Raw genomic sequence first — 22542 nt, 5'->3', positions numbered from 1 at the left:
GCCCATGCCTCCTCCTGTCTTCCTCAACCAGCTGGGCCTCGTCTGCGCATTGGGCTCCGGGAAGCAGGAGGTGGCCCGGGCGCTGTTCGCGGACACCGTCTCCGGCGTCGCCTCGCATGCCGGGTACGCGGACCGTCCGCTGCACCTGGGCGTCGTCACCGCACCGCTCGCGGCGCAGGACGCCCTGCCCCCTTCCCAGCACAGCCGCAACAACGCGCTCCTGCTCACGGCATTGGCGCAGGTGCGCGCCGAGATTGACGCCGCCATCGCCCGGTTCGGTCCCTCGCGCGTGGCGGTGGTGATGGGCACCAGCACCTCCGGCATCGGTGAAAGCGAGTCGGCCATCGCCGGCCACCTGGCCACGGGCGAGCTGCCGCCCCGCTTCCATTTGCAGCAGCAGGAGCTGGGCTCCCCGGCGCTGGCGCTCTCGCACGTGCTGGGCACCCGGGGCCCCGCCTACGTCATCTCCACCGCGTGCTCCTCCAGTGCCAAGGCCCTGGCCAGCGCGGCGCGGATGCTGCGCACGGGCACCGTGGACGCGGTGCTGACCGGCGGCGTGGATTCGCTGTGCGGCTTCACCGTCGCGGGCTTCCGCTCGCTGGACTCCGTGAGCGAGGAGCGCTGCAACCCGATGAGCGCACACCGCCACGGCATCAACATCGGCGAAGCGGCGGCGCTGTTCCTGATGACGCGCGAGCCGGGGCCGGTGCGCCTGTCCGGCTGGGGCGAGTCCTCCGACGCGCACCACATCTCCGCGCCGGAGCCCGGCGGCAAGGGCGCCATGGCAGCCATCCAGGAGGCCCTGAAGCGCGCGGGGCTTTCGCCGGAGCAGGTGGACTACGTGAACCTGCACGGCACCGCCACGCCGCAGAACGACGCCATGGAGACCCGCGCCGTGCACGCGCTGCTGGGGCCGGGCGTGAAGGCCAGCTCCACCAAGCCGCTCACCGGCCACACGCTGGGGGCCGCGGGCGCGCTGGAGGCGGCCTTCGCGTACCTCACGCTGGTGGACAACCCGGAGGGACATCTGCCCGGGCACTTCTGGGACGGGGCCGTGGACGACTCGCTGCCGGCGCTGTCGCTGGTGAAGCCGGGGGAGTCGCTGGGGCGTCCGGTGAAGAGCGTGCTGAGCAATTCGTTCGCCTTCGGGGGCAGCAACGCCGCCCTCGTGCTGGAGCGCGCATGATGCGCATCGTGATTGATCAGCCCGTCGAGGAGCTGGTGCCCCATCAGGGACGCATGCGGCTGCTCGACCGCGTCCTGGAAGGCGACGCGGACTCGCTGCTCGCGGAGGTCACCGTGCGCGAGGACAGCCTCTTCTACGCGGACGGCGTCGTGGGCGGCTGGGTGGGCATCGAGTACATGGCGCAGGCCGTGGCCGCGTGGGCCGGGTGGCATGCGCGCAAGCGCGGCGGCACGCCCCGGGTGGGCTTCCTGCTGGGCACGCGCCGCTACGAGTGCAACCGCCCCACGTTCAAGCTGGGCGAAACCCTGCGCATCGAGGTCCACCGCCAGTTCTCCGCGGACAACGGGCTGGGCCAGTTCGACTGCACCTTGCGCATCGGGACGGAGCAGGTGGCCACGGCGGCGCTGACGGTCTACGAGCCGCAACCGGGGCAGGACCTGGGAAGGGGCAACACAGATGGGTGACAAGACGGTGCTGGTGACGGGCTCCAGCCGGGGCATCGGCCGCGCCATCGCGCTGCGCCTGGCCCGCGACGGCTACGACGTCGTGGTGCACTGCCGCAGCAAGCGCGAGGAGGCGGACGCGGTGGCCGCCCAGATTCGTGAGGCCGGCCGCGAGTCCCGCGTGCTCCAGTTCGACGTGGCGGACCGCGCCGCCACGCAGGCCGCGCTGCTTTCGGACGTGGAGGCTCACGGCTGCTACTACGGCGTGGTGTGCAACGCGGGCATCGCTCGCGACAACGCCTTCCCCGCGATGACGGCGGAAGAGTGGGATGGCGTCATCCACACCAACCTGGACGCGTTCTACAACGTGCTCAACCCGCTCACGATGCCCCTGGTGCGCCGCAAGAAGCCGGGCCGCATCGTCACGCTGTCGTCCGTGTCCGGGCTCATGGGCAACCGGGGCCAGGTGAACTACAGCGCCGCCAAGGCGGGCATCATCGGCGCGACGAAGGCGCTGGCGGTGGAGCTGGCCAAGCGCGACATCACCGTCAACTGCGTGGCGCCGGGCCTCATCGACACGGAGATGGTGCCTCCGGAGGTCCTGGAGGAGGCGCTCAAAATCATTCCCGCCCGCCGGATGGGCAAGCCCGAGGAGGTCGCCGCCGCGGTGGCCTTCCTCATGTCCGAGGACGCGGCCTACATCACGCGGCAGGTGATTTCGGTGAACGGGGGGATGATCGGATGAAGCGCGTAGTCGTCACCGGAGTCGGTGCGCTGAGCCCCCTGGGCCATGACTGGAAGACGGTCGAGGCGCGGCTGCGCGCGCGCCAGAACGCCGTCCAGGTGATGGAGCCCTGGAAGGCCTACGAAGGTCTGAACACGCGGCTGGGCGCGCCCGCCCTGCCCTTCGAGCTGCCGCCGTCCGCGTACTCGCGCAAGACGACGCGCACCATGGGCCGCGTGGCGCTGATGGCGACGCGGGCCAGCGAGCTGGCGCTCCAGGACGCGGGCCTGTTGGGCAGCCCCCTGGTGAAGAGCGGGAAGATGGGCATCGCCTACGGCTCCTCAGCGGGGACGCCGGAGAACATGGGCGACTTCGGGAAGATGATCACCCACAAGACGACGGAGGGCATCACCGCGACGACGTACCTGCGGATGATGTCCCATACGGCGGCGGTGAACATCGGCGTCTTCTTCGGCGTCACCGGGCGCATCATCACCACGTCCAGCGCGTGCACCTCCGGCAGCCAGGGCATTGGCTACGCGTATGAAGCCATCAAGCTGGGCCGCCAGGTGGCGATGCTCGCGGGCGGCGCGGAGGAGCTGGACGCCACGGGCGCGGCGGTGTTCGACACCCTCTTCGCCACCAGCACCAAGCACAACGAAGCGCCGCACCAGTCCCCCCGCCCCTTCCACGCCGAGCGCGACGGGCTGGTGCTGGGCGAGGGCGCGTGCACGCTGGTGCTGGAGGAGCTGGAGCACGCGAAGGCGCGCGGCGCCACCATCCACGCGGAGCTCTTGGGGTACGGCACCAACAGCGACGGCCGCCACGTGACGCAGCCCAACGCGGACACCATGGCGGAGGCCATGCGGCTGGCGCTGGAGGACGCGGGCGTGCCTGCTTCCGCCATCCCCTACGTCAACGCGCACGGCACGGCGACGGACACGGGCGACGTGGCGGAGAGCGCGGCGACGAAGACCGTCTTCGGGGAGAAGGTCGCCATCTCCAGCCTCAAGAGCTACATGGGCCACACGCTGGGGGCCTGCGGCGCGCTGGAGGCGTGGATGACCATCCAGATGATGCGCTCGGACTGGTTCGCGCCCACGCTGCACCTGACCGCGGACTCCGTGGATCCGAAGTGCGCGCCCCTGGACTATGTCGTGGGTGAGGGACGTGCGTTGCAGACGGACCTGGTGATGAGCAACAACTTCGCCTTCGGTGGCATCAACACCTCGTTGATCTTCCGCCGCTGGCCTTGATGCCTGGAGACACCGCCATGAAGAAAGCCCTCCTGTTGCTGGCCCTGACCGCCGCGAGCCCCGCCCTGGCGCGCGACACCGTGACGAAGGTGAAGCTGGCGGACGTGATGGCCCTGCCCGAGGCCAAGCAGAAGCTGGACGGCTCGGTGAAGTTCTTCATGGCGGGCGCGAAGACGCCCAACGTGCTGAAGACGCTGGGCAGCGACACCTCGAACAAGAAGACCAACGGCGTGGGCAAGTCGGACGACTACGCCTGCAAGTGGGCCGCCCTCTCCGCGATCATCGCCCTGCAGGAGGGCGCGAAGAAGAACGGCGCCAACGCGGTGGTCAACGTCGTCAGCTACTACAAGAAGGTGGAGTTCAAGAGCGCCACCGAAATCGAGTGCCACGCCGGCAGCTTCGTCACCGGCGTCGCGCTCAAGGGCGACTACGCCACCATCGCCAAGTAGTCCCGCAGGCTGTTCCGCGCGGTGGGTCCTACCGCCGCGCGGGCACCTCGATGCGGCAGACGCTCCCGGGCGCCAGGTTCCGCGAGCGCATCCAGTCCTCCAGGTCGCGGTCGATGCGCGCCGAGGCCTCCGCGTTGAAGCGACGGTTGTCCTGGAGCTTCCAGCCCTGCGGGTAGTTGCCCGAGTAGCCGTTCACCGTGGGCACGCCGTGCTCGCCGGACGCCCACACGGCGTCCAGCTGGTACTTCCACTCCTGGGCCTCGCCGGACGTCGGCGCGTAGAAGAAGGTCACGCAGCCCGGTGCGATGCGCGCGGCCACCGACTCCACATCCGCGCGCGCTTCGTGCCGGTCGTAGGCGGGACTGGCGAGCCCCTGCTCCAGGAGACACAGCGCGCCCAGGCCCACCGCCAGCGCAGCGCGTCCGGAGTCCCACTGCCGCTGGAGGTACAGGGCCAACCCCACGGCCGCGGGCACCAGCAGCCACATGCCAATGCGGGCCAGGGCCCGGATGGCCGCCGCGCCGGGCACGCCGTGGAAGACGAGCCACCAGGGCGTGTAGCCGCCGGTGTAGCGCGACGCGAGCACCACCGTGGCCACCGCCACGACGAGCAGCAGTCGCACCGCGGGCCGTGAGCGCGCCTGCCACAGGCCGATGGCAGCCAGCACCGGGGTGACGAAGCCGAAGCCCAGGCGGTGCTCCCACGCCACGGGCATGCGCTGGAACTTGGAGAAGCCGTTGGTCCACCCGTACAGCCAGCTGTCCTGGCCCACGAAGAACCAGCTCCAGAAGCGCGGCACCATGGGCGAGACTTCCGCGAAGGTGCGCAGCCCCACTGTGCCAATGGCCTGACGTGAGTGCAGGACGAGCGGCGCGAGCAGCGCCAGCCCCAAGACTCCGAAGCCCGCGAGCGCCGGGAGGTGGCGGCGCAGCGCCGTCAGCAGCGGACCGCGCGTGTCCCGGAAGACGAGCCCGGCGATGAACGCCAGCAGCAGGAAGAAGAAGAGGAACCATCCCCAGTAGAAGCCCGCGTAGAGCTGGGCCACGAACGCGCCCACCAGCAGCGCGGACCAGGCCATCCCACGCCGCCGGTCCGTCTCCGGCCGCGTCAGCGCGATGACCGCGCCCACGGCGATGAGCGCGAAGAACTGTCCTTCCAGCTGCGGATGGTTGAGCTGGTTGATGCGCGGCGCGCCGGCCGTGAAGAGCACCGCGCCCACCACCGCGGGAAAGACGCGCAGGCCAAAGCCTCGCCGCAGCAGCCACACCGCCGCGGCGTAGTTGAGCGCCGCCATGGTGAGCGACCACGCCTGCCACGACAGGTCCGCGCCAAGGCCCAGCGCGCGCCACAGCCAGTAGAACGGCGCCACGCCCAGGAGCACGTCGGAGTACGCGGCGACGTTGAGCTCCGGGAAGAACATCGGCGGATCCCAGAAGCGCGCGTGCGCCGGGTCGCCGGTCACGAAGCGCCAGCCGTGCTCCAGGACGTAGTGGTTGAAGCGCACGTCGCCCTCGTCACCCTGTACGAGGCGCAGCCCGGACAGGATGGCGGGATGATGCGACAGCAACAGGGCCAGCACGCCGCCAGCGAGGACGAGCAGGGCGACGCGGGTGCGTTCCGAGACGGCGGTTCCCATGGGCGCCGGGAGCGTTAACACACCGGACACGCCCGCTGGAATGACGGAGGGCGTCCAGCAAGCGCGCCCTCCATCCCCGTCACGCGGTGGTCAGCGCGTCGGCAGGTCCAACCAGGACGGCCCGCCGAGCGACAGCGTCGCGCCGGTGGTGTTGGCGTCCAGGTAGAGCGGATCCTCCGTGTCCACGACGAGCGCCAGCCGGTGCAGCACGGGGACGTCGTACGCGGTGGCGGGGAACGTCAGGTCCAGGTCGAGCGGCACGCCCGGCGTCGCGTTCTTCCACGAGAGGGGCACATGGGTGATGAGCCCGCCGAAGTCGCCCAGGAGGTCGTACAGGTAGGCGACGACCGTGCCCGACGCGGTGGAGGGCGTGACGCGCAGGCGCAGCGTGGCCGAGCCCCGGATGGCGACGCCGCTCGTGGTGAGGGACGACGTCCAGACGCCGGCGTTGAGGCGGTTGACGCCCGGCAGCCAGACCACGGGCGGAATGCCGGTCAGCGCCTGGAGCCCGTTGGTCAGCAGCGCCACGCCCGCGTCGGCGTTCGTGTCGAAGCCGGACCAGACGGTCCGCGAGCCGCTCGACGACGGCGTGCCGCCCAGCGTGCCGGTGCCATCCAGGACGCGGATGGCGCCCAGGCCGAAGCGCTGCGTGCCCTTGGAGACCTGGGCCCAGGACGCATAGCCCTCCGTGTCGCCGTCGTAGGTGCGCAGCACGACGGGCGCCTCACGGGAGATGCCGGTGTCCACGCCCGCGACGTACTGGTCCATCCAGCGCGTCACGCTGGTCCAGACGCCGTTGGGCAGGCCCAGCAGGCCCGTGGCCTCCACGACGGCGTGGTCGCCCGGCGCGAACTCCAGCCGCTTGGGACCCGCGAGCTGGCCGTAGAACGACACGAGCTGGTTGGGCGGGAAGAGGCTGTCGCCATACGCATTGGCCATCAGGATGGCGGGCTTGTTGGCGTTGATCTGGCTGATGTACGTGGCCGCCGAGCGCACGCGCCCCCAGGCCTTGATGGACTCGATGTTCCGGTTGGCGAAGTAGTCGTTGATGGTGGTGCTCAGCTCGGGGCCAGGCCGGCCCAGCAGGGTCGCGGCGAGGTTCAGCAGCGCCACCGCCTGCGGACGCCGCGTCTCTCCGCCGAACAGCGACGCCACCAGGTCCGACCAGCCGGAGAGCGCCGCCACCGCCTTCACGCGCGAGTCGAAGCCGGAGGCGATGAGCGAGATGCCCGCGCCATAAGAAACACCCGCGAGCCCGATGCGAGAGGGATTCGCGGTCGTGTTGGCGAGCATCCAATCAATGACGCGCGACGTGTCCGCGATGTCCGCCGGTCCGGCCGTATCAATGCCACCGCCGGAGGCCCAGAAGCCGCGCGGCGTATAGGACAGCGCCACGTAGCCCTTCTGCGCCATCGCGTTGGCCTGGGCCAGGTACTCCAGGTCGTTGAGTCCCCAGCTCGAGATGAAGACCACGGCCGGATGCGGACCCGGCGTCGTGGGCGCGATGTAGTTCGCCTTGAGAATGGTGCCGTCGCTGCCGGGGATGTCGACGAACCGGAAGCCGGTGGTCGGCAGGGCCAGGCCCGTGAGCGGCAGCAACAGGAACAACATGACCACTGGCAAATGCTTGCACCACGCAGGGAGTTTCAAAGTCATTGAGACACCTCAGGGGGCGGCTGGGGAGTGAAGCGCGGCCATATTGAGACCCGTTGATTCCCGAGTCAATACGCAGACAAGAATAAGCAGAACTCCAAACCAAGCGCGTTGTTTGTTATCTCAGAGCAGCTTCTGCCCCAGCACGTCGAAGGCCTCGACGACGGTCGCGGCGGCGGGGCTGGCGGCGTACTCCTCGACGAGCAGGGTCCAGATCATCGTGTCACGGAGCGCGCCGTCGGGTGCGACGAGCCGCTGTCTCAACGTGCCTTCGTGAACGAAACCCAGCCTCCGGGCGACCGCCGAGCTGCGGACGTTGCGGGGGTCGCAATGGATCTCCACCCGGCGCACGCCCTCCACTTCGAAGGCGACGCGGGTGAGCGCCCCTGCCATTTCCGTGGCGAGCCCCCGGCCCGTGTGACTGGCTGAAATCCAGTAGCCAATCTCCAGGGCCCCCTCGCCCACCCGGGGATGCAGGCCCGTGCCGCCAAGAACCTCGGAGCCGTCGCGACTGAACACGCCGTAGGCGAAGTCCTGTCCCAGGTCGAAGACACCGCGCATCCGGCGCAGCTGCCCGGCCTGCTGCGCGACGCTCATGGGATAGCGCTTCGCCCACTCCATCCAGGGACGCAGGTGTTCCAGGTTGGCTTCGATGGCTCGCAGTGCCAGCGGCGCATCGGCCGGTGACCAGCAACGGAGCACGGTGCGCGCGGTCTGGACCGTGTATGCGGGACGAAACGCGGTGGGAGTCATGGGCCCTCCGGATGGCTCAACCCCTGACCGTAGTCAGAACTCGATGCCCGTGGGACACCGCACCGCGCCATCGTCCCCGGACGTCCAGAACGCAATGGCTGGGATGAAACCGCCATTTGCGTTGTTGGGGGCGCGCCCGCGTGCGCCAGAGTGCGCCACCCCGTACGGGCAACATCCAGGAGCCTCCATGTCGTTCCGTTCCAGACCGCCGTTTGGCGCCGCGCGCATGACGCTCGGCGTCTGCGCTTCCGCGCTCATCACCGCGTGCGCCTCCACTTCGCCCGCGGAGAAGTCCCCGCCGGCCCAGGCCGCCGCCACCCCGGCTCCGGCTCCGGCCGCCCCCGCCGCTCCCAAGCCGCACTTCGGGAGCTTCGGTATCGACACTCCGGGCATGGACACGTCCGTCGCTCCGGGCGACGACTTCTACCGCTACGTCAACGGCAAGTGGGCGGACACCTCGGAGATTCCCCCGGACCGCTCCTCCTTCGGCATGTTCACGCGCCTGGCCGAGGACGCCACGAAGCAGACGCGCGACCTGCTGGAGGCCGCCGGGAAGTCGGACGCCCCCGCCGGCAGCGAGGAGCGCAAGCTGGGTGACTTCTACGCCAGCTTCATGGACGAGGCCGCCATCGAGGCCAAGGGCGCCACGCCGCTCAAGCCGGAGATGGATCGCATCGCCGCCGTGGCCAACCGCAAGGGCCTGGCCTCGCTGCTGGGCACCACGATGCGCAGCGACGTGGATCCGCTCAACACCGGGCACTCCACCACGGACCGGCTCCTGGGCCTCTGGGTGGCGGAGGACCTGAACGACCCCAGCCGCTACGCCGCCTATATCCTCCAGGGCGGCCTGGGCCTGCCGGACCGCGACTTCTATCTGAAGGACACGCCGCGCTTCAAAGAGGTGCGGGAGAAGTATCAGCAGCACATCGCGACCCAGCTGAAGAACGCCGGCATCCCCGACGCGGAAGCGAAGGCCCGCGCCATCTTCGGCCTGGAGATGAAGATCGCGAAGATCCACTGGTCCGCGCAGGACACGCAGGACGTGGAGAAGGTGAACAACCCCTGGAAGCAGACGGACTTCGCGAAGAAGGCGCCCGGCATGGACTGGGCCGCGTACTTCGCGAGCGCCGGCCTCGCGGCCCAGAAGGACTTCATCGTCTGGCAGCCGTCCGCCATCACCGGCATCGCGAAGCTGGTGGGCAGCGAGCCCCTGCAGACGTGGAAGGACTACCTGGCCTTCCATGCCATCCAGCAGGGAACCCCGTACCTGTCGAAGGCCTTCGTGGACGCGGGCTTCGACTTCAGCGGGAAGACGCTCTCCGGCGCGCAGCAGCTGAGCGACCGCTGGAAGCGCGGCGTGAACTTCTCCAACTTCGCCATGGGTGAAGCGGTGGGCAAGCGCTACGTGGCGAAGCACTTCCCGCCCGCCGCCAAGGCAGAGGCGGACCTGATGGTGCGCAACATCCTGGCCGCGCTCGGCCGTCACATCGACGCGCTCGAGTGGATGTCGCCGGAGACCAAGGCCCGCGCCAAGGAGAAGCTGGGCACGGTGCAGGTGGGCATTGGCCACCCGGACACCTGGCGTGACTACTCCGGCCTGGAGATCGTGAAGGGAGACGCCTTCGGCAACGCGGAGCGCGCGGAGCTCTTCGAGCACCAGCGCAACCTGGCCAAGCTGGGCAAGCCCGTGAACCGCATGGAGTGGTTCATGACGCCCCAGGAGGTCAACGCGCTCAACTCGCCGCAGCAGAACTCCATCATCTTCCCGGCCGCCATCCTCCAGCCCCCGTTCTTCGACCCGAACGCGGACCCGGCCGTGAACTACGGCGGCATCGGCTCCGTCATCGGCCACGAAATCGTCCACAGCTTCGACGACGTGGGCGCGCAGTTCGACGCGAAGGGCAAGCTGGCCAACTGGTGGACACCCAAGGACCTGGAGCAGTTCAAGGCCGCGGGCAAGGCGCTGGCCGCGCAGTACAACGCGTACAAGCCCCTGCCGGACATGAACGTGAACGGCGAGCTGACGCTGGGCGAGAACATCGCCGACGTGGCGGGCGTCTCCATCGCCCATGACGCCTACGTGATGTCCCTGGAGGGCAAGCCCGCGCCCACGCTGGATGGCTTCGCGGGTGAGCAGCGCTTCTTCCTGGGCTTCGCGCAGGTGTGGCGCAACAAGTTCCGCGACCCGCTGCTGCGCCGGCTGCTCGTGACGGATGGCCACTCGCCCGGCATGTTCCGCGCGGCCACCGTGCGCAACCTGGACGCGTGGTACCCGGCGTTCGACGTGAAGCCGGGCCAGGGCCTCTACCTGGCACCGGAGCAGCGCGTGAAGGTCTGGTAGTCCGCTTCCCACCTGCACCGGGCGCACGAAGGCCGTGCGTCCGGGGCACGGGGCCGCGACGCAAGCGCTACTTCGGGTCGCCCGTGACGAGCGCGAGCGAGAAGCCGTCGTAGCCCTTGCTGCCCACCGTCTGCACGGCGGTGGCGCTCACGCGGGGTTCGGCGGCCACGGCTTCGTAGAAGCGGCGCATGCCCTGGATGTTCGCGTCCGTGCTGTCCGCGTCCACGACACCACCCTTGCGCACGACGTTGTCCGTGAGGATGACGCTGCCCTTGCGCGACAGCTTGAGCGCCCACGCGAAGTACTCCGCCGTGCGGACCTTGTCCGCGTCGATGAAGGTCAGGTCGAACGGCGCCTGGCCCTCCTTCTCCAACTGGGCAAGCGTGTCCACCGCGTTGCCCAGCCGCACCTCCACCACGTCGGACAGGCCCGCGCGGGCGATGTTCTCCCGGGCCACCTCCGCGTGCTTGGGCACTGCCTCCAGCGTGATGATGCGGCCTTCCGGCGGCAGCGCCCGCGCCAGCCACAGGGTGCTGTAGCCGCCCAGCGTGCCCACCTCCAGGATGCGCTTCGCCCCGTGCATCCGGGCCAGGAGCATCAGCAGCTTGCCCTGGTTCGGCGCCACGTTGATGGCGGGCAGCCCCGCCTGGGCGCTCGCATCCAGTGCCGCGTCCAGCGCGGCGTCCGGCCCCACCATGTGGTCGGTGATGTAGCGGTCGACCTCGGTCCACTGTTCCTGGCTCATGCGTCCTCCTTGGAAGTGGACCTGTCCTAACGCCCTCGCCCCGCCGAAAAACCATTGGGGACGAAACTTAAAATGGCGCCATGCGACAATGTAGGAGTCAGTAGGCCGCTCCTCATCCCCCCTCGGAGGAACACCATGGAAATCAACCGCAAGTCGCCCGCCTCCATCGCCCCCACCACCAACACGGCCACCTCGCGCGCCCAGGCGCCCAAGGCGAAGCCCCTGACGGTGCGTGACGGCTTCGACTCCCAGGGTGCGCGTCCGACCAACTTCGTGGACCGCCCGACGGGCCGTCCCTCGACCCCGGGCGCCAGCGTGCCGGCGTCGGCCTTCGCCTTCGGTGGCGGCAACGTCGCGGTGAAGCCGGGCGCGAACAAGATCGCCGACACGAAGCCGGTGGATCCGTCGCAGCCCAAGCCCAAGCTCACGGGCGAGCCGGTCATCGCGGTCATCGACGGTGGCGTGGACTACAAGCACACCGACCTGGACGACGCGATGTGGACGAACCCCGGTGAAATCGACGGGGACGGCATCGACAACGACGGCAACGGCATCGCGGACGACATCCACGGCTTCAACGTGGGCACCGGCAAGGGCGACCCGTTCAAGGGCGAGGGCACGGACCACGGCACGCACGTGGCGGGCATCATCGCCGCCGAGGACAACGGCGAGGGCAACACCGGCATCGCCGCGGGCAAGGCGAAGATTCTCAGCGTGGGCGGCCTGTACGACGGCGCGGACCTGCTCACCAACTTCGAGCGCTCGGTGGACTACCTGGTGAAGATGAAGACCGAGCACGGCGTGAACATCCGCGCCGCGAACGCGAGCTTCGGTGACTCCTACCGCGACGCCGCGTCCCAGAAGCGCTGGGAGGCCGCCATCCAGAAGCTGGCGGACGCGGACATCCTGCTGCTCGCGGCCACGGCCAACGGCAACGGCAGCAACATGAACAACGTGCCGGACATGCCCGCCAACGTGGACCTGCCCAACGTCCTCACCGTGGCGTCCATGGACCGCAACAACGACAAGCTGGCCCGCTTCTCGTCGCACGGCGACAAGGTGGTGGACCTGGCCGCCGTGGGCGAGGACGTGCTCAGCACCGTGCCCGGCAACGACTGGGAGGAGATGAGCGGCACCTCCATGGCCACCCCCACCGTGGCCGCCACCGCCGCGCGCATGTTCGCGGAGAACCCGGACCTGACGGCCGTGCAGGTGCGCGACCTCATCCTCAAGACGGTGGAGCAGGACCCGGACCTCAAGGGCAAGGTCATCACCGGCGGCAAGCTGAACATCCAGGCCGCCATCGACGCCGCCAAGGCCACCCTGGAGCCGAAGCCGGAGACGCAGGCCGTCGCCTCGCGCTGAAGAGCCCCCTTCGCAACCTCGCGGTCTCCCTCCGGGCCCCCTCGCCATGTCCATGGCGGGTGTGGGCCCGGAAGCCGTTCCAGGACCCGGCGCTTCGCGGCTACGGTGCATCCACCTTCCTCTTTCGTGAGTCACCCATGCGCGCGCCGTCCGTGATGCGTCTCCTCGTGCTGTCCGTGCCCCTCTTCTCCGCGCCCGCGTGGGCCATCGAGCGCTGCTCGTTCCAGGGCAAGCCCATCAACCTGGACAACGGCAACACCACCAAGAACCTCACCGGCACCGTGCGCTGCGTGGACGAGGACACGAAGAAGGAGACGCACACCGTCTCGTTCAAGAACGGCAAGAAGGACGGCTGGGAGGTCCGCCGCTGGGCCGACGGCCGCGCCGTGGAGCAGGAGTACAAGGCCGACAAGCGCCAGGGTGGCTTCAAGCGCTACGAGGACGGCCGGCTGGTGGAGGCCAGCCACTACGTGGACGACAACGAGCAGGGCGAGATGCTGCGCTACCACCCCAACGGCAAGGTGTCCCGGCGCGTGGATCGGCAGCCGGAGGACGCGAAGAGCACCTACGAGGACTACGACGAGACCGGGCGCCTCACCAAGGCGGGCTGTGGCCTCCAGTCCTCCTGGGAGGCGGGCCTGAAGGACTGCGTCTGGAAGGGGCCCTCGCCGCTCGTGTTCTTCCACTCCAACGGACAGAAGCGCTCCGTCATCCCGATGAAGAACGGACGGCGCGAAGGCGTGACGGAGCTCTTCGACAAGGACGGGCAGCGCACCGGGACCAACGCGTACTCCGCGGGCGTGCTCGACGGCGTGAGCACGCGGTACGCCGACGGGAAAGCCCTCTCCTCCACGACCTGGGCCCAGGGCGAGAGGGAGGGCGACGAGACGGAGTTCTTCAAGGACGGCGGCAAGAAGCAGGTCGTCACCTGGAAGACCCGCCAGCAGGTGAAGCGCGTGGAGTACTTCCAGAACGGCGAGCGCAAACATGAGCTCGTCGTGACCGGAGACCGCGCGGTGGAGTCCTACTTCGAGGACGACGGCTCGCTGCGCGAGCGGCGGAACCTCATCAAGGGTGAATGGCACAACGGCTTCGACCCCGACGGCGTGACGGAGGCCTTCCTCCCGGACGGCGGCACGGAGCGCCGCGAGCACTACGTGAAGGGCAAGGCGGAAGGCCGCCGCCAGGTGTGGGCGGAGAACGGCACCCTCATCGAGGACTCGCAGTGGACGAAGGACCGCGTCACCGAGCGCAAGCGCTGGAACCCCGACGGCGGGCTCGTGGAGGACGAGGCCTTCTACGAGGACGGCTCGCGCAAGAAGAAGTAGCAGGCGCGCGAGGAAGCGCCGCCTTGACGGAGGATGACGGCAATATTACTGCCGTCATCCATCATGACCCAGAAGACGGAGCAGAAGCAGAAGTCGCATGACGCCATCCTCGCGTCCGCCGCCACGCTGCTCCTGGAGCGAGGCATCCAGGCCAGCTCCATCATGGACGTGATGAAGGGGGCGGGGCTCACCGTGGGCGGCTTCTACGGTCACTTCGACTCGAAGGAGCACCTCTTCACGGAGACCCTCCGAAGCACCGCCCGCACGGCGTGGAACGCCCTGCTGCGCAAGGCGAAGGAGGACGCGCCGGAAGCGCCCGCGCTGAAGGTGTTGGAGCGCTACCTGTCGCGCAAGCACCGCGACGCCGTCACCCCCACCTGCCCCCTGCCCAGCATCACCGCGGAGGTGTCACGCGCGGGGGAGCCCTATCGGGGCGGGCTGGAGGCGGAGTTGCAGGAGTTCGTCCGCTCGTACGCGGAGCTGCTGCCCTCCGGGGCGCGGCGCCGGGAGAAGGCGCTGGCCGCCATCGCGCTCATGTACGGGGCGCTGTCACTGGCGCGCGCCGTCCGCGGCACGAAGCTGGGGGATGAGTTCCTCGACGCGGCCAGGAAGCTGGGCGCGGAGCTGCTGACGAAAGAGGGGGCCTGAAGCTTTTCAGCCCCAGCCCCCTCCCCGTCTCATCAGGCCATCATCAGTCGCGCTGGATGGCGCCCTTCGGGACCAGGATGACGACCTCCTTGCAGTCCGAATAGATGATGGAGTTCATGTCCTGGTAGTTGTGGGTCGTCTTGCCACCGTTGCGCACGATGCCCATGTCGTTGCCCTTGGAGCCGCCGCTGTAGTCCCAGCCGTGGCGCGACTGGAAGATGATGGCGCCGTCCGGCACCTTGCCGTCCGCCACGAGCTTCCGGTACTGGTCCGCGGACACGACGTTCGCGGTCGCGTTGCCGTACGGGCTCTTGATGGCCTTCTGCTGCGCGCCCGGGAACGGGATGGACTCCCAGCCGTTGCGCAGCATCTGCGCCATGCCGCCGCGGGGGTTGTTCGGGTCGTTGCCCGTCGCCGCCGGCGTGTTCGGGATGCCCAGCCGGGTCATGTTGTCCAGCGTGGTGCGCACGCAGTAGCCCGTCTGGCCGTTGTTCAGGCGGGACGTGGCCAGCTTCTTCAGCGTGGCGTTGTTGGTGTCGATGCGGACGCCGTTGCCCAGCACCGCGCCGTTGTTGTTCGTGCCCTGCGTGTTGTTCGTGCCCTGGGTGTTGTTCGTGCCCTGGCTGTTGTTCGTGGTGCCGGGGCGGTTGCCCTGCAGCGCCTTGAGCGTGTCGGGGCCGACCTGGCCCGCGTTGCTGCCCGCCTTCACGCCGTTCGCCCGCTGGAAGTCCTCCACGGCCTTCTTGGTGACGGGGCCAAACTTGCCGTCCGCCGGGACACCCAGCATCTCCTGGAGCTGCTTCACCGCCGGGCCCTGCATGCCCTCGCGCAGGTTGTTGCCACGCACCTTCACCTGGTCCATCGAGGGCGCGGGGGTCCACGTCTTCGCCCCCGGCCGCTGGGGGGTGTTCGCGGGCTCGAAGGTGTCGGCGGTCTGCGACGGACGCGTGGGGGTGTTGGCGTTCGTGTTGGTGGCGCCGGGCGTCGCGGCACCGCCGAAGTGCGGCGCCAGCGCCTGCGCGCGCGCCCACACGTCGTTGGAGTAGTCATTGCCCGTGGTGCCCACGTCCATGCCCGCCAGGGTGCGGACGTTGCCCGGGCCGGAGTTGTACGCGGCCACCGCGCCACGAAGCTGCTGCGCCTCGGACCAGTCCGGGTGCGCCTTCTTCATGTCGTTGACGTAGCCCTTGAGGATGCCCGCCGCCTGGTCGATGTGCTCCGCGCTGGTGGGGCCACCCTTGGTCGTGTGGTAGCGGTGATCCACCTGCATCACGCCAAAGCCGTTGCCGCCGTCGCCGTGGCCCGTGCGATCCAGCGCCGCGCCCGCGCGCGACTCACGGCTCGCGATGGCCGCCAGCAGCGCGGGGGGCAGGCCGTGCTTCGCCGCCGCCGCCTCGATGTTGCCCTTGTACTGCTTCAGGCGCGCCAGGTCCGTCTGCGCCATCTTCGTCGACGCGGCCACGCCCGGCTGCAGCCCGTCCTGCCGCGCCGTGCGCGCGGAGGCGCCCGTCGGCTGGTACTGGGACAGGATGGCGTTGGGGTTCGAGCTGTTGCGAACCGGGCTCGACGTCACAGCCTGGGAACGATTCGAGAAGACAGAGTTCGTGCGCTGGGACGTGGTCGCGGAGAGGCTCATTCGGGGATTCCTCGGTGGAGGCTGTGATTCCTGCCCGATTATCCAGACCCCTCCCTGTGAGTTGCGTGAGATCTGGAAATAAAGATCTCACAGTTTAACCAGTGCGTAATTTTCCACTCGAACTTGCCTAGGCTGTGAGGCCTGTCACGAACGGGCAACGATGACACCCCGGGTCCGTCTTGCTTCACAGCCGTTGACCCCAGGTGATTGGTGTAAAAATTCAATCACACACCACAAATGCGAACGGGGCCTGTTCCCGTGAAGGAACAGACCCCGTGCGGCGCTACAGGCCTGTGACGCGGTGGGTTAGATGCCCGGGATGCCGGGGATGTCGTCCGGGATGAGGTCGTCGAAGAAGTCCTTCACCTTGCCGGCCACGTCCCCGGCCAGGTCGCCGATCTCGCCACCCAGGTCCGCGAGCACTCCGAGCGCGTCCTTGGCGGCGTCGACGCCGTCCTTCGCCAGATTGCCCAGGTGGCCGATGGCGGCCTCCGCCAGCTGACCGCCCGCGCCAGCCAGGTCCTTGAGCGCATCCACGCCCGCGTCGCCCAGGTCCGCCACGGCGACGAGCAGCTCCTTGCCGCCCTCCGTGAGGTTGTCCTTCCAGGCCTTGGCGACGTTCTTGAAGGACTCCACGCCGTCCTTGAGCAGGTCCTTGGCGAAGTCCTTGGCCCACGACACGCGGTTGTCGACGAAGTCCTTGATGGCCCCCGCAGCCTTGGTGGCTAGCTCGCCGCCCTTGCGCGCCATGCTCGACAGCGTGCTGCCCACCCACTCGCCGGCCTTGGAGAGGGCCTCGCCGGGGTTCTCCGCGATGTACTTGAGCGTCTCCACGGCCTTCTCGCCCGCGTTGGCCAGGCCCTTCACCAGGCCCTCCGCCAGTTCGGCGCCCGCGGCGCCCAGGTCCTTCACGGACTCCCAGGCCTTCTTGGCCAGCTCGCCGCCCTTGGCCAGGGCGTCGCCAATGGCCTCCTTGGCCTTGGCCGCGGCCTCGCCCGGGTTCTGCGCGGTCCAGGCCAGCAGCTCCAGGCCCTTCTCGCCCAGCTCCTTGGCCTTGTTCACCGTGTTGGAGACGAGCGTCGTCGCCCCGTCGATGAGCTCCTTGGCCTTCTCCTTCGCGGCGCCAGTGAGCTTGTCGTAGCCGGCCTTCAGGTCATTCAGCGTGGAGACGGCCTGCTTGTAGAGCGCCTTGCCGGCGTCCGTGGCCAGGTCCAGGCCGGAGTCCACCACGCTCTTGATGCCGTCGAGCGCCTTCTTCGCGGCCTCGCCCGGGTTCTGGGCGATGTACTTGAGCGTCTCCAGGCCCTTCTCACCCAGCTTCTTCGCGCCGTCGATGACGCCGTCGAGGACCTCCTTGGCCTCCTTCGCCAGCTCGCCGCCCTTCTCGATGGCGGTGTTGAAGGCCTCCGTGGCGGCCTTTACCGCGGCCTCGCCGTACTTGGACGGGTTGCGCACCACGTCCGCCAGCTTGTGGATGACCTTCGCGGCGCCCTTGAGGCCCTCGCCGGCCAGCTCCGCCTGGGACACGCCCACGAACTCGGCGGCCTTCACGGCGCCCTTGGCGGCCTTCTCCACGCCCCATTGGATCAGCTGCGCGGTGCCTTCCGGCCCGTAGTACGCGGCCATGTGCGCCAGGCCCGCGGGGCCCTGCGCGGCGGCGCCCGCCAGGTTCACGGCCTTCATCCAGTCCGGGGCCTTGTAGCCCTCCGGGTCGGCCTCGTACTTGGCCTTCTCCTGGCTGAAGCCGATGTCCATCGCCAGCTCGGCGGCGCCCAGCAGCACGCTGGCGCCCACGTCCACGGCCACGCCCACGCCGGTCAGGTCCAGGGCGATGCCCAGGGCCCCGTCCGCGACGTTCAGCGCCGCGGCGGTGTGCGCGAAGTAGCCCAGGTCGTTGTTCTTGCCGTGCAGCTCCAGGGATTCCTTCTCGTACTTCACCGCGTCGATGGCGTTGGGCAGCGCGCCCGCCACCGGGACGACCTTCGCCAGGTTCTTGAAGACCTTGCCGGCCACGTCGGCGGTGATCTCCACGCCGATCTTGCCCAGCACCTTCTCCATCACCTTGAGGCCCTGGCCCACGAGCTTGCTGCCCGCCTTGTCCAGCAGCGGGCCCAGGCCCTTCACGGTGGTGTTGAGCGCGTCCGCGCCCAGGCCGTCCGTGAGCTTGAGCAGCGCCTTCACGGCGCCGGAGTCCATGTCCGTCACCAGCTTGGACACGATCTTCGCCGCGTCGCCGTCCAGCTTGCCTGCGAGCTTGGCGAACTGCTCCGTGGTCTTCGGATCCGACAGGACCTCGTTGAGGACCTTGTGCTCCATGCCGCCCAGGGCGCTCACCAGCTTCTTGCCGGCCTCCGCGTCCACCTTGCCCAGCTGGCCCACCAGGTTGTCCAGGGCCTTGGGGTCGGTGATGCCCTTGAGCGCGGCCTCCATCGACTCCGGACCGCCCAGCTTGGTGGCGGCGGACTCCAGCTTCTTCAGCTGATCCGGCGTGAGCTTGGACGCGAGCTGCGGATCCAACCCCTTCACCTTCACGTTGGCCAGCTGCGTGCCCTGCTGGGCCACGTCCGTCGCGTTCTTCACGCCCGCGTTCTTGAGGACGTCCGCGAAGGCCTTGAGGTCCTTCTTGAGGTCGGGCACCTCCGCCAGCAGCTGGGCCGCGGCCAGCGCCTTGTCCTGCGTGGACGCGTTGGGGTCCGCCAGGGTGATGGCGGCGCCCGCGGCGCGCAGCGACCCGTCCAGCTTGCGCAGGTCATTGGCGAGCGCGGGGAACTTGTCCCCGGCGAAGTCCTTGAGCGCCTTGCCCAGCTCCAGCGTGGCGGAGGCCTTGTCGGTGGCGGAGGCGTTGGGGTCCGTCCACTTGCCAATGGCGCCCACCAGCTTCTCCGCCGCGGGCAGGCCCTTGAGCGCGGTGTCCAGCACGCCCTTCAGGTCCTCGGGCGCGAAGATGTCGCCAGCGGCCTTCGCCAGGGTGAGGGCCGCCTGCGCCTTGTCGGTCTTGCTCGCCTTGGGGTCCGTCAGCTTGCCCAGCGAGGTGAGCGCGTCCGAGTTGGTGGCCAGCTTCGCCAGCTTGTCGTCCTTGATGCCCATGCGCTCCAGGGCGTTGGGGACGGTCTCCGGGAACTGCGAGGCCAGCTCGCCCAGGGCGGTGGCCTTCTCGGAGAAGGAGCCGGTGCCCAGCTTGTTGAGCGAGTCGTAGGCCTTCTTCAGGTCCTCCTTGCTCTTGTCCTTCAGCTCCGGGAAGAGCTTGGGCAAATCCTCCGGCTTGTCCGGCAGCGCCTCCGCGTGGGGCGGCTGCGTCTCCCCCGCCGGAGCAGCGCCGTTGACGTCGGCCCGCACCGGGACCGCGCCGTTGGCACTGCCCGGCACCGGGCCGGTGAGGGGACGCGCATGGCCGCCACTGGTGCCCAGCGGCGTGGCGAACGGGTTGGTCGTCTCGCCCGTCAGCCGGTTCACCCCGCCGCGGTTGTTCTGCGCGCCGCCCGAGGAGAACCCGTCATTGAAGAGCTTCACCGTGGGCTGCTTCGTCTGCGGCTGCATCTGCTGCTTCGCGGCCTGCTCGGCGGCGGCCTTCGCGGCGGCGTCAGCGGCGGCCTTCGCGGCGGCGGCGGCGCGGGCAGCGGCCTCGGCGGCGGCGCGCGCGGCGGCTTCGGCGGCGGCACGGGCAGCGGCGGCGGCGGAACCATCAATGGGGGTGGTCATGGGCGGAGCTCCTACGTTTTCGAGAATCGAGAAAAGTCCCCGGGATTCTCTACATTTCGCGGCGAATGTTGCCTGACTCTCCGCAATCGCGTGAATCCCGGAGCGATGCAGGCGATACGCCAGTGTCGCTCTGCGGGTTACATGGATCGCGCGGGCCCCACATGACGCAGGGAGGCATAGCGGACGCTATGTAATTTCCCCGAGGAGCCCCCGCTCCTGTCCGGCCGCGTCATGCCCTCCAGGGCGATTCAGGCCGGAGCGTCGGAGCGGAGCATCCACTGGCCCAGGCCCACGCACCCGGCGGAGGTGAACAGGGTCAGCACCCACACGACGCCGAAGGGGGCGTCCATGGACATGAGCAGCGGCAACGGCGTCCACCCCACGACGAAGGACGCCGGGGTGACCCACAGCGCCCTGAGGCCGCGCGTGAGCGCCTGGATGAGGCCCAGGGCGAGCCCGGTGAGGGCGAAGCCGACGAACATCGCCAGGGCGTAGGCCTTGTTGAACATCAGCATGTAGACGCCCAGGAACGGGAAGACATGCACGAGCCCGGGGAGCCAGACGAGGAAGGCGGTCAGCATCCAGCGGCGCGACGGCGGGGACTTGGACATGGGCCTCAATCCAGCCCAGGTCCTGGCTCCTCGCCATTCCCTGATGCGGACACTGTCCGGACGGCGATGACGTCGTTACCGCTCATCCTTCCGCGGCGCCGCTCATCACAAAGGCGCGGACCCGGTCTGGCGGCCCCCTAGTCTTCTTCGCGTCACGCACCGTCCGACCGGCGGTCCTTCGCGGAGTCAGTAGATGCGCCGCATCCTGCTTGCCCTCTGTACCCTTCCCCTGCTGCTTGGCTGTGCGACGGCGTCCCCCGGCGGCGGCGCGACGGCCGCTCAAGCGTCGGCGCCCACGCCGTTCCGCGTCCAGCGCTCGGGCCAGGGCCGACCGCTGCTGCTCATCCCCGGGCTGTCGTCGTCTGGCAAGGTCTGGGACGCGACGGTGGCGCACTACCAGTCCCGGTATGACTGCCACGTCTTCACGCTCGCGGGCTTCGCGGGGCAGCCCGCGGTGCCCGGCCCCTTCCTGCCGACGATGCGCCGCGCGTTGGCGGACTACATCCGCGGCGAACACCTGGAGCGCCCCATCCTCGTGGGCCACAGCCTGGGCGGAGTGCTGGCGCTCGCGGTGGCGGAGGATGCACCGGAGCTCGTGGGAGGGCTCGTGCTCGTGGACAGCCTGCCGTTCCTTCCCGCCGCGATGGACCCTTCCGCGACGGCCGAGAGCGTCCGTCCCCAGGTGGAGGAGCTGAGCGCGATGATGCGCATGCAGCCGCCGGATCAGCGCAATGCCCGGACGCTGCGCACGCTGCGCGGCTTCATCACCGACGAGGACAACGTCCAGACCGCGATGCGCTGGAGCGTGGACAGCGATCCGGAGACCATCATCAACGCCTTCTCCGAGCTGTCCACCACGGACCTGCGGCCCGAGCTGACGCGCATCCAGGTGCCCGCGCTCGTGCTGGGCTCGTGGGTGGCGCTGAAGGGCCGGGTGCCGAAGGAGCAGGTGGAGGCCGTCTACCGCGAGCAGTACCGCAACCTCTCCGGTGCACGCGTGGTGCTGAACGACACGGCCCGGCACTTCATCATGTGGGACGACCCGGCGGGCTTCCTGCGGGAGACCGACGCCTTCCTCGGCGCCCTGCCCGCACCGGTGGCCCGGGTGGAACCGGTCCACTGACTGTGTTCGACTCCCCGGTCCTTCGCCGGAGGCACGATTCGGATGACACGCTCGCGGGGCTACACGGCCTGCCAGGTGGGGGGCTGGGGACTGCACACCCTCCTCAACATCGCGCTGTCGGGGGCTCACGGCCCCCCGGCCATGGGCTGGCTCATCGCCGGTGCGACGGGGCTGGGGCTCACGCACGTGGCGCGCCGGACGCTGCGGTTGCACGCATGGGCCCGTCTGCCATTGCCCCGGCTGGTCGCGCGCGTGCTGGCGGCGGGGCTCGTCCTGGGCCTGCTCCAGAACACGCTCGTCTTCCTGGAGGCCGTGTTCGTCTTCCACGTGTACTCGCTGGAGCAGGCCTCCTGGGCGGGCTTCTTCAGCAGCGGCACCATGTGGTCGCTGGTGATGGGTGTCTGGTTGACCCTCTACATCGCCGTGCAGGCCGTCACGCATGCGCGGCGGGTGGAGTTGGAGCGCTGGAAGCTGGAGGCGGCGGCCCGGTCCGCGGAGCTGCGCTTCCTCCAGGCGCAGCTCCAGCCGCACTTCCTCTTCAACTGTCTCAACGGGCTGCGGGGCCTCATCGTGGAGGATCCCGTCCGCGCCCAGGAGGTGGTGACGCGCCTGTCGGGGCTGCTGCGCTACGCGCTGGGAGCGCCAGGGCCGGAGACGGTGACTCTGCAGCGTGAGCTCCAGGTGGTGGATGACTACCTGGGCCTGGAGGCCATCCGCCTGGAGGAGCGGCTGCGCGTCCGCATGGACGTAGCGCCCGACGCGCTGGGCGTTTCCGTGCCCGCGATGCTGGTCCAGACGCTGGTGGAGAACGCCATCAAGCACGGCATCGCGCCTGCGCCCCGCGGAGGGGAGGTCTCGGTGAAGGCTCGCATCGAGGACCGGGCGCTGTGCTTGGAGGTCGCCAACACGCCGGGGAGTCCGGCCCTGGGGGCGGGGACGGTGGACC

The 22542-nt window shown here is 69.4% G+C and carries 18 protein-coding genes; 11 read left to right on the top strand and 7 right to left on the bottom strand.

Annotation, left to right across the window (positions count from 1 at the left end; translation table 11 throughout):
• Nucleotides 1-4: 4 nt before the first annotated feature.
• Genes D7Y15_RS21705 through D7Y15_RS21685 form a run of 5 tightly spaced genes read left to right on the top strand, consistent with a single transcriptional unit; the run spans nt 5 to nt 4058 of the window.
• Nucleotides 5-1186, top strand: coding sequence for a beta-ketoacyl-ACP synthase (locus tag D7Y15_RS21705; RefSeq protein WP_121753793.1), 1182 nt, complete (start codon nt 5-7; stop codon nt 1184-1186).
• Nucleotides 1183-1650 carry a hotdog family protein gene (locus D7Y15_RS21700; RefSeq protein ID WP_120575950.1) on the top strand — a complete coding sequence of 156 codons (468 nt, stop codon included), beginning with the start codon at nt 1183-1185 and terminating at the stop codon, nt 1648-1650. Before D7Y15_RS21705 ends, D7Y15_RS21700 begins: the two co-directional genes overlap by 4 nt.
• A complete protein-coding gene (gene fabG, locus D7Y15_RS21695) occupies nt 1643-2374 on the top strand; it encodes a 3-oxoacyl-ACP reductase FabG (protein WP_121753792.1) in 732 nt (243 codons plus the stop codon). Before D7Y15_RS21700 ends, fabG begins: the two co-directional genes overlap by 8 nt.
• Nucleotides 2371-3609 carry a beta-ketoacyl-ACP synthase gene (locus D7Y15_RS21690; protein WP_120575952.1) on the top strand — a complete coding sequence of 413 codons (1239 nt, stop codon included), beginning with the start codon at nt 2371-2373 and terminating at the stop codon, nt 3607-3609. Before fabG ends, D7Y15_RS21690 begins: the two co-directional genes overlap by 4 nt.
• 17 nt (nt 3610-3626) lie before the next feature.
• Nucleotides 3627-4058: an excinuclease ATPase subunit gene (locus tag D7Y15_RS21685; protein ID WP_120575953.1), complete on the top strand. Its 432-nt coding sequence runs from the start codon at nt 3627-3629 to the stop codon at nt 4056-4058.
• A 28-nt stretch (nt 4059-4086) separates the two neighbouring features.
• Here D7Y15_RS21685 and D7Y15_RS21680 read toward each other — a convergent pair whose 3' ends face one another.
• From D7Y15_RS21680 to D7Y15_RS21670, 3 genes are all read right to left on the bottom strand, one after another.
• The gene (locus tag D7Y15_RS21680) at nt 4087-5694 is read right to left on the bottom strand and encodes a hypothetical protein (protein WP_121753791.1); all 1608 of its coding nucleotides are present in this window, start codon (nt 5692-5694) and stop codon (nt 4087-4089) included.
• Nucleotides 5695-5784: 90 nt separating this feature from the next.
• Complete coding sequence (locus D7Y15_RS21675; protein WP_233596776.1) at nt 5785-7305, bottom strand: CocE/NonD family hydrolase; 1521 nt, start codon at nt 7303-7305, stop codon at nt 5785-5787.
• Nucleotides 7306-7470: 165 nt separating this feature from the next.
• The gene (locus D7Y15_RS21670; RefSeq protein ID WP_121753790.1) at nt 7471-8100 is read right to left on the bottom strand and encodes a GNAT family N-acetyltransferase; all 630 of its coding nucleotides are present in this window, start codon (nt 8098-8100) and stop codon (nt 7471-7473) included.
• 187 nt (nt 8101-8287) lie between these two features.
• Here D7Y15_RS21670 and D7Y15_RS21665 point away from each other — a divergent pair, with 187 nt between their 5' ends.
• Nucleotides 8288-10441 carry a M13 family metallopeptidase gene (locus D7Y15_RS21665; protein WP_199745964.1) on the top strand — a complete coding sequence of 718 codons (2154 nt, stop codon included), beginning with the start codon at nt 8288-8290 and terminating at the stop codon, nt 10439-10441.
• A 67-nt stretch (nt 10442-10508) separates the two neighbouring features.
• Here the strand turns inward: D7Y15_RS21665 and D7Y15_RS21660 are convergent, their stop codons facing one another.
• Nucleotides 10509-11186, bottom strand: a complete 678-nt coding sequence (locus tag D7Y15_RS21660; RefSeq protein WP_121753789.1) for an O-methyltransferase — start codon at nt 11184-11186, stop codon at nt 10509-10511.
• A gap of 135 nt (nt 11187-11321) precedes the next feature.
• Between D7Y15_RS21660 and D7Y15_RS21655 the strand changes: the two genes are divergently transcribed.
• The 3 genes from D7Y15_RS21655 to D7Y15_RS21645 all read left to right on the top strand — a co-directional run bounded on the left by D7Y15_RS21655 (nt 11322) and on the right by D7Y15_RS21645 (nt 14527).
• Nucleotides 11322-12551, top strand: a complete 1230-nt coding sequence (locus D7Y15_RS21655) for a S8 family serine peptidase (RefSeq protein WP_121753788.1) — start codon at nt 11322-11324, stop codon at nt 12549-12551.
• 137 nt (nt 12552-12688) lie between these two features.
• A complete protein-coding gene (locus D7Y15_RS21650; protein WP_121753787.1) occupies nt 12689-13879 on the top strand; it encodes a toxin-antitoxin system YwqK family antitoxin in 1191 nt (396 codons plus the stop codon).
• A 63-nt stretch (nt 13880-13942) separates the two neighbouring features.
• Nucleotides 13943-14527 (top strand): TetR/AcrR family transcriptional regulator, encoded by a 585-nt coding sequence (locus D7Y15_RS21645; RefSeq protein ID WP_121753786.1) that lies wholly within the window; start codon nt 13943-13945, stop codon nt 14525-14527.
• Between the two features lie 43 nt (nt 14528-14570).
• On the opposite strand, the gene D7Y15_RS21640 is transcribed toward D7Y15_RS21645, so the two are convergent.
• The 3 genes from D7Y15_RS21640 to D7Y15_RS21630 all read right to left on the bottom strand — a co-directional run bounded on the left by D7Y15_RS21640 (nt 14571) and on the right by D7Y15_RS21630 (nt 20473).
• A complete protein-coding gene (locus D7Y15_RS21640) occupies nt 14571-16163 on the bottom strand; it encodes a peptidoglycan-binding protein (RefSeq protein ID WP_121753785.1) in 1593 nt (530 codons plus the stop codon).
• A 306-nt stretch (nt 16164-16469) separates the two neighbouring features.
• A complete protein-coding gene (locus tag D7Y15_RS21635; RefSeq protein WP_199745963.1) occupies nt 16470-19862 on the bottom strand; it encodes a Dauer Up-regulated in 3393 nt (1130 codons plus the stop codon).
• A 248-nt stretch (nt 19863-20110) separates the two neighbouring features.
• On the bottom strand, nt 20111-20473 hold the full coding sequence (locus tag D7Y15_RS21630) for a hypothetical protein (protein ID WP_120575963.1): 363 nt from the start codon (nt 20471-20473) through the stop codon (nt 20111-20113).
• Between the two features lie 193 nt (nt 20474-20666).
• On the opposite strand from D7Y15_RS21630, the gene D7Y15_RS21625 reads away from it, so the two are divergent.
• Entirely contained in the window at nt 20667-21596 is a 930-nt protein-coding gene (locus D7Y15_RS21625; RefSeq protein WP_121753783.1) for an alpha/beta fold hydrolase, read from the top strand.
• A 42-nt stretch (nt 21597-21638) separates the two neighbouring features.
• A partial coding sequence (locus D7Y15_RS21620) for a sensor histidine kinase (RefSeq protein WP_121753782.1) occupies nt 21639-22542 on the top strand: 904 nt, incomplete at its 3' end.

The organism is Corallococcus sp. AB030 (assembly GCF_003668965.1).
GTDB lineage: Bacteria > Myxococcota > Myxococcia > Myxococcales > Myxococcaceae > Corallococcus > Corallococcus exiguus.
This window is presented reverse-complemented; position numbering and strand designations above follow the sequence as displayed.

Coding starts and splice junctions, on each gene's coding strand:
- D7Y15_RS21640 (WP_121753785.1), bottom strand. CDS start 16,163: ATGAGCCTCTCCGCGACCACGTCCCAGCGCACGAACTCTGTCTTCTCG.
- D7Y15_RS21630 (WP_120575963.1), bottom strand. CDS start 20,473: ATGTCCAAGTCCCCGCCGTCGCGCCGCTGGATGCTGACCGCCTTCCTC.
- D7Y15_RS21675 (WP_233596776.1), bottom strand. CDS start 7,305: ATGTTGTTCCTGTTGCTGCCGCTCACGGGCCTGGCCCTGCCGACCACC.
- D7Y15_RS21685 (WP_120575953.1), top strand. CDS start 3,627: ATGAAGAAAGCCCTCCTGTTGCTGGCCCTGACCGCCGCGAGCCCCGCC.
- fabG (WP_121753792.1), top strand. CDS start 1,643: ATGGGTGACAAGACGGTGCTGGTGACGGGCTCCAGCCGGGGCATCGGC.
- D7Y15_RS21705 (WP_121753793.1), top strand. CDS start 5: ATGCCTCCTCCTGTCTTCCTCAACCAGCTGGGCCTCGTCTGCGCATTG.
- D7Y15_RS21670 (WP_121753790.1), bottom strand. CDS start 8,100: ATGACTCCCACCGCGTTTCGTCCCGCATACACGGTCCAGACCGCGCGC.
- D7Y15_RS21625 (WP_121753783.1), top strand. CDS start 20,667: ATGCGCCGCATCCTGCTTGCCCTCTGTACCCTTCCCCTGCTGCTTGGC.
- D7Y15_RS21635 (WP_199745963.1), bottom strand. CDS start 19,862: ATGACCACCCCCATTGATGGTTCCGCCGCCGCCGCTGCCCGTGCCGCC.
- D7Y15_RS21690 (WP_120575952.1), top strand. CDS start 2,371: ATGAAGCGCGTAGTCGTCACCGGAGTCGGTGCGCTGAGCCCCCTGGGC.
- D7Y15_RS21645 (WP_121753786.1), top strand. CDS start 13,943: ATGACCCAGAAGACGGAGCAGAAGCAGAAGTCGCATGACGCCATCCTC.
- D7Y15_RS21665 (WP_199745964.1), top strand. CDS start 8,288: ATGTCGTTCCGTTCCAGACCGCCGTTTGGCGCCGCGCGCATGACGCTC.
- D7Y15_RS21660 (WP_121753789.1), bottom strand. CDS start 11,186: ATGAGCCAGGAACAGTGGACCGAGGTCGACCGCTACATCACCGACCAC.
- D7Y15_RS21700 (WP_120575950.1), top strand. CDS start 1,183: ATGATGCGCATCGTGATTGATCAGCCCGTCGAGGAGCTGGTGCCCCAT.
- D7Y15_RS21680 (WP_121753791.1), bottom strand. CDS start 5,694: ATGGGAACCGCCGTCTCGGAACGCACCCGCGTCGCCCTGCTCGTCCTC.
- D7Y15_RS21655 (WP_121753788.1), top strand. CDS start 11,322: ATGGAAATCAACCGCAAGTCGCCCGCCTCCATCGCCCCCACCACCAAC.
- D7Y15_RS21650 (WP_121753787.1), top strand. CDS start 12,689: ATGCGCGCGCCGTCCGTGATGCGTCTCCTCGTGCTGTCCGTGCCCCTC.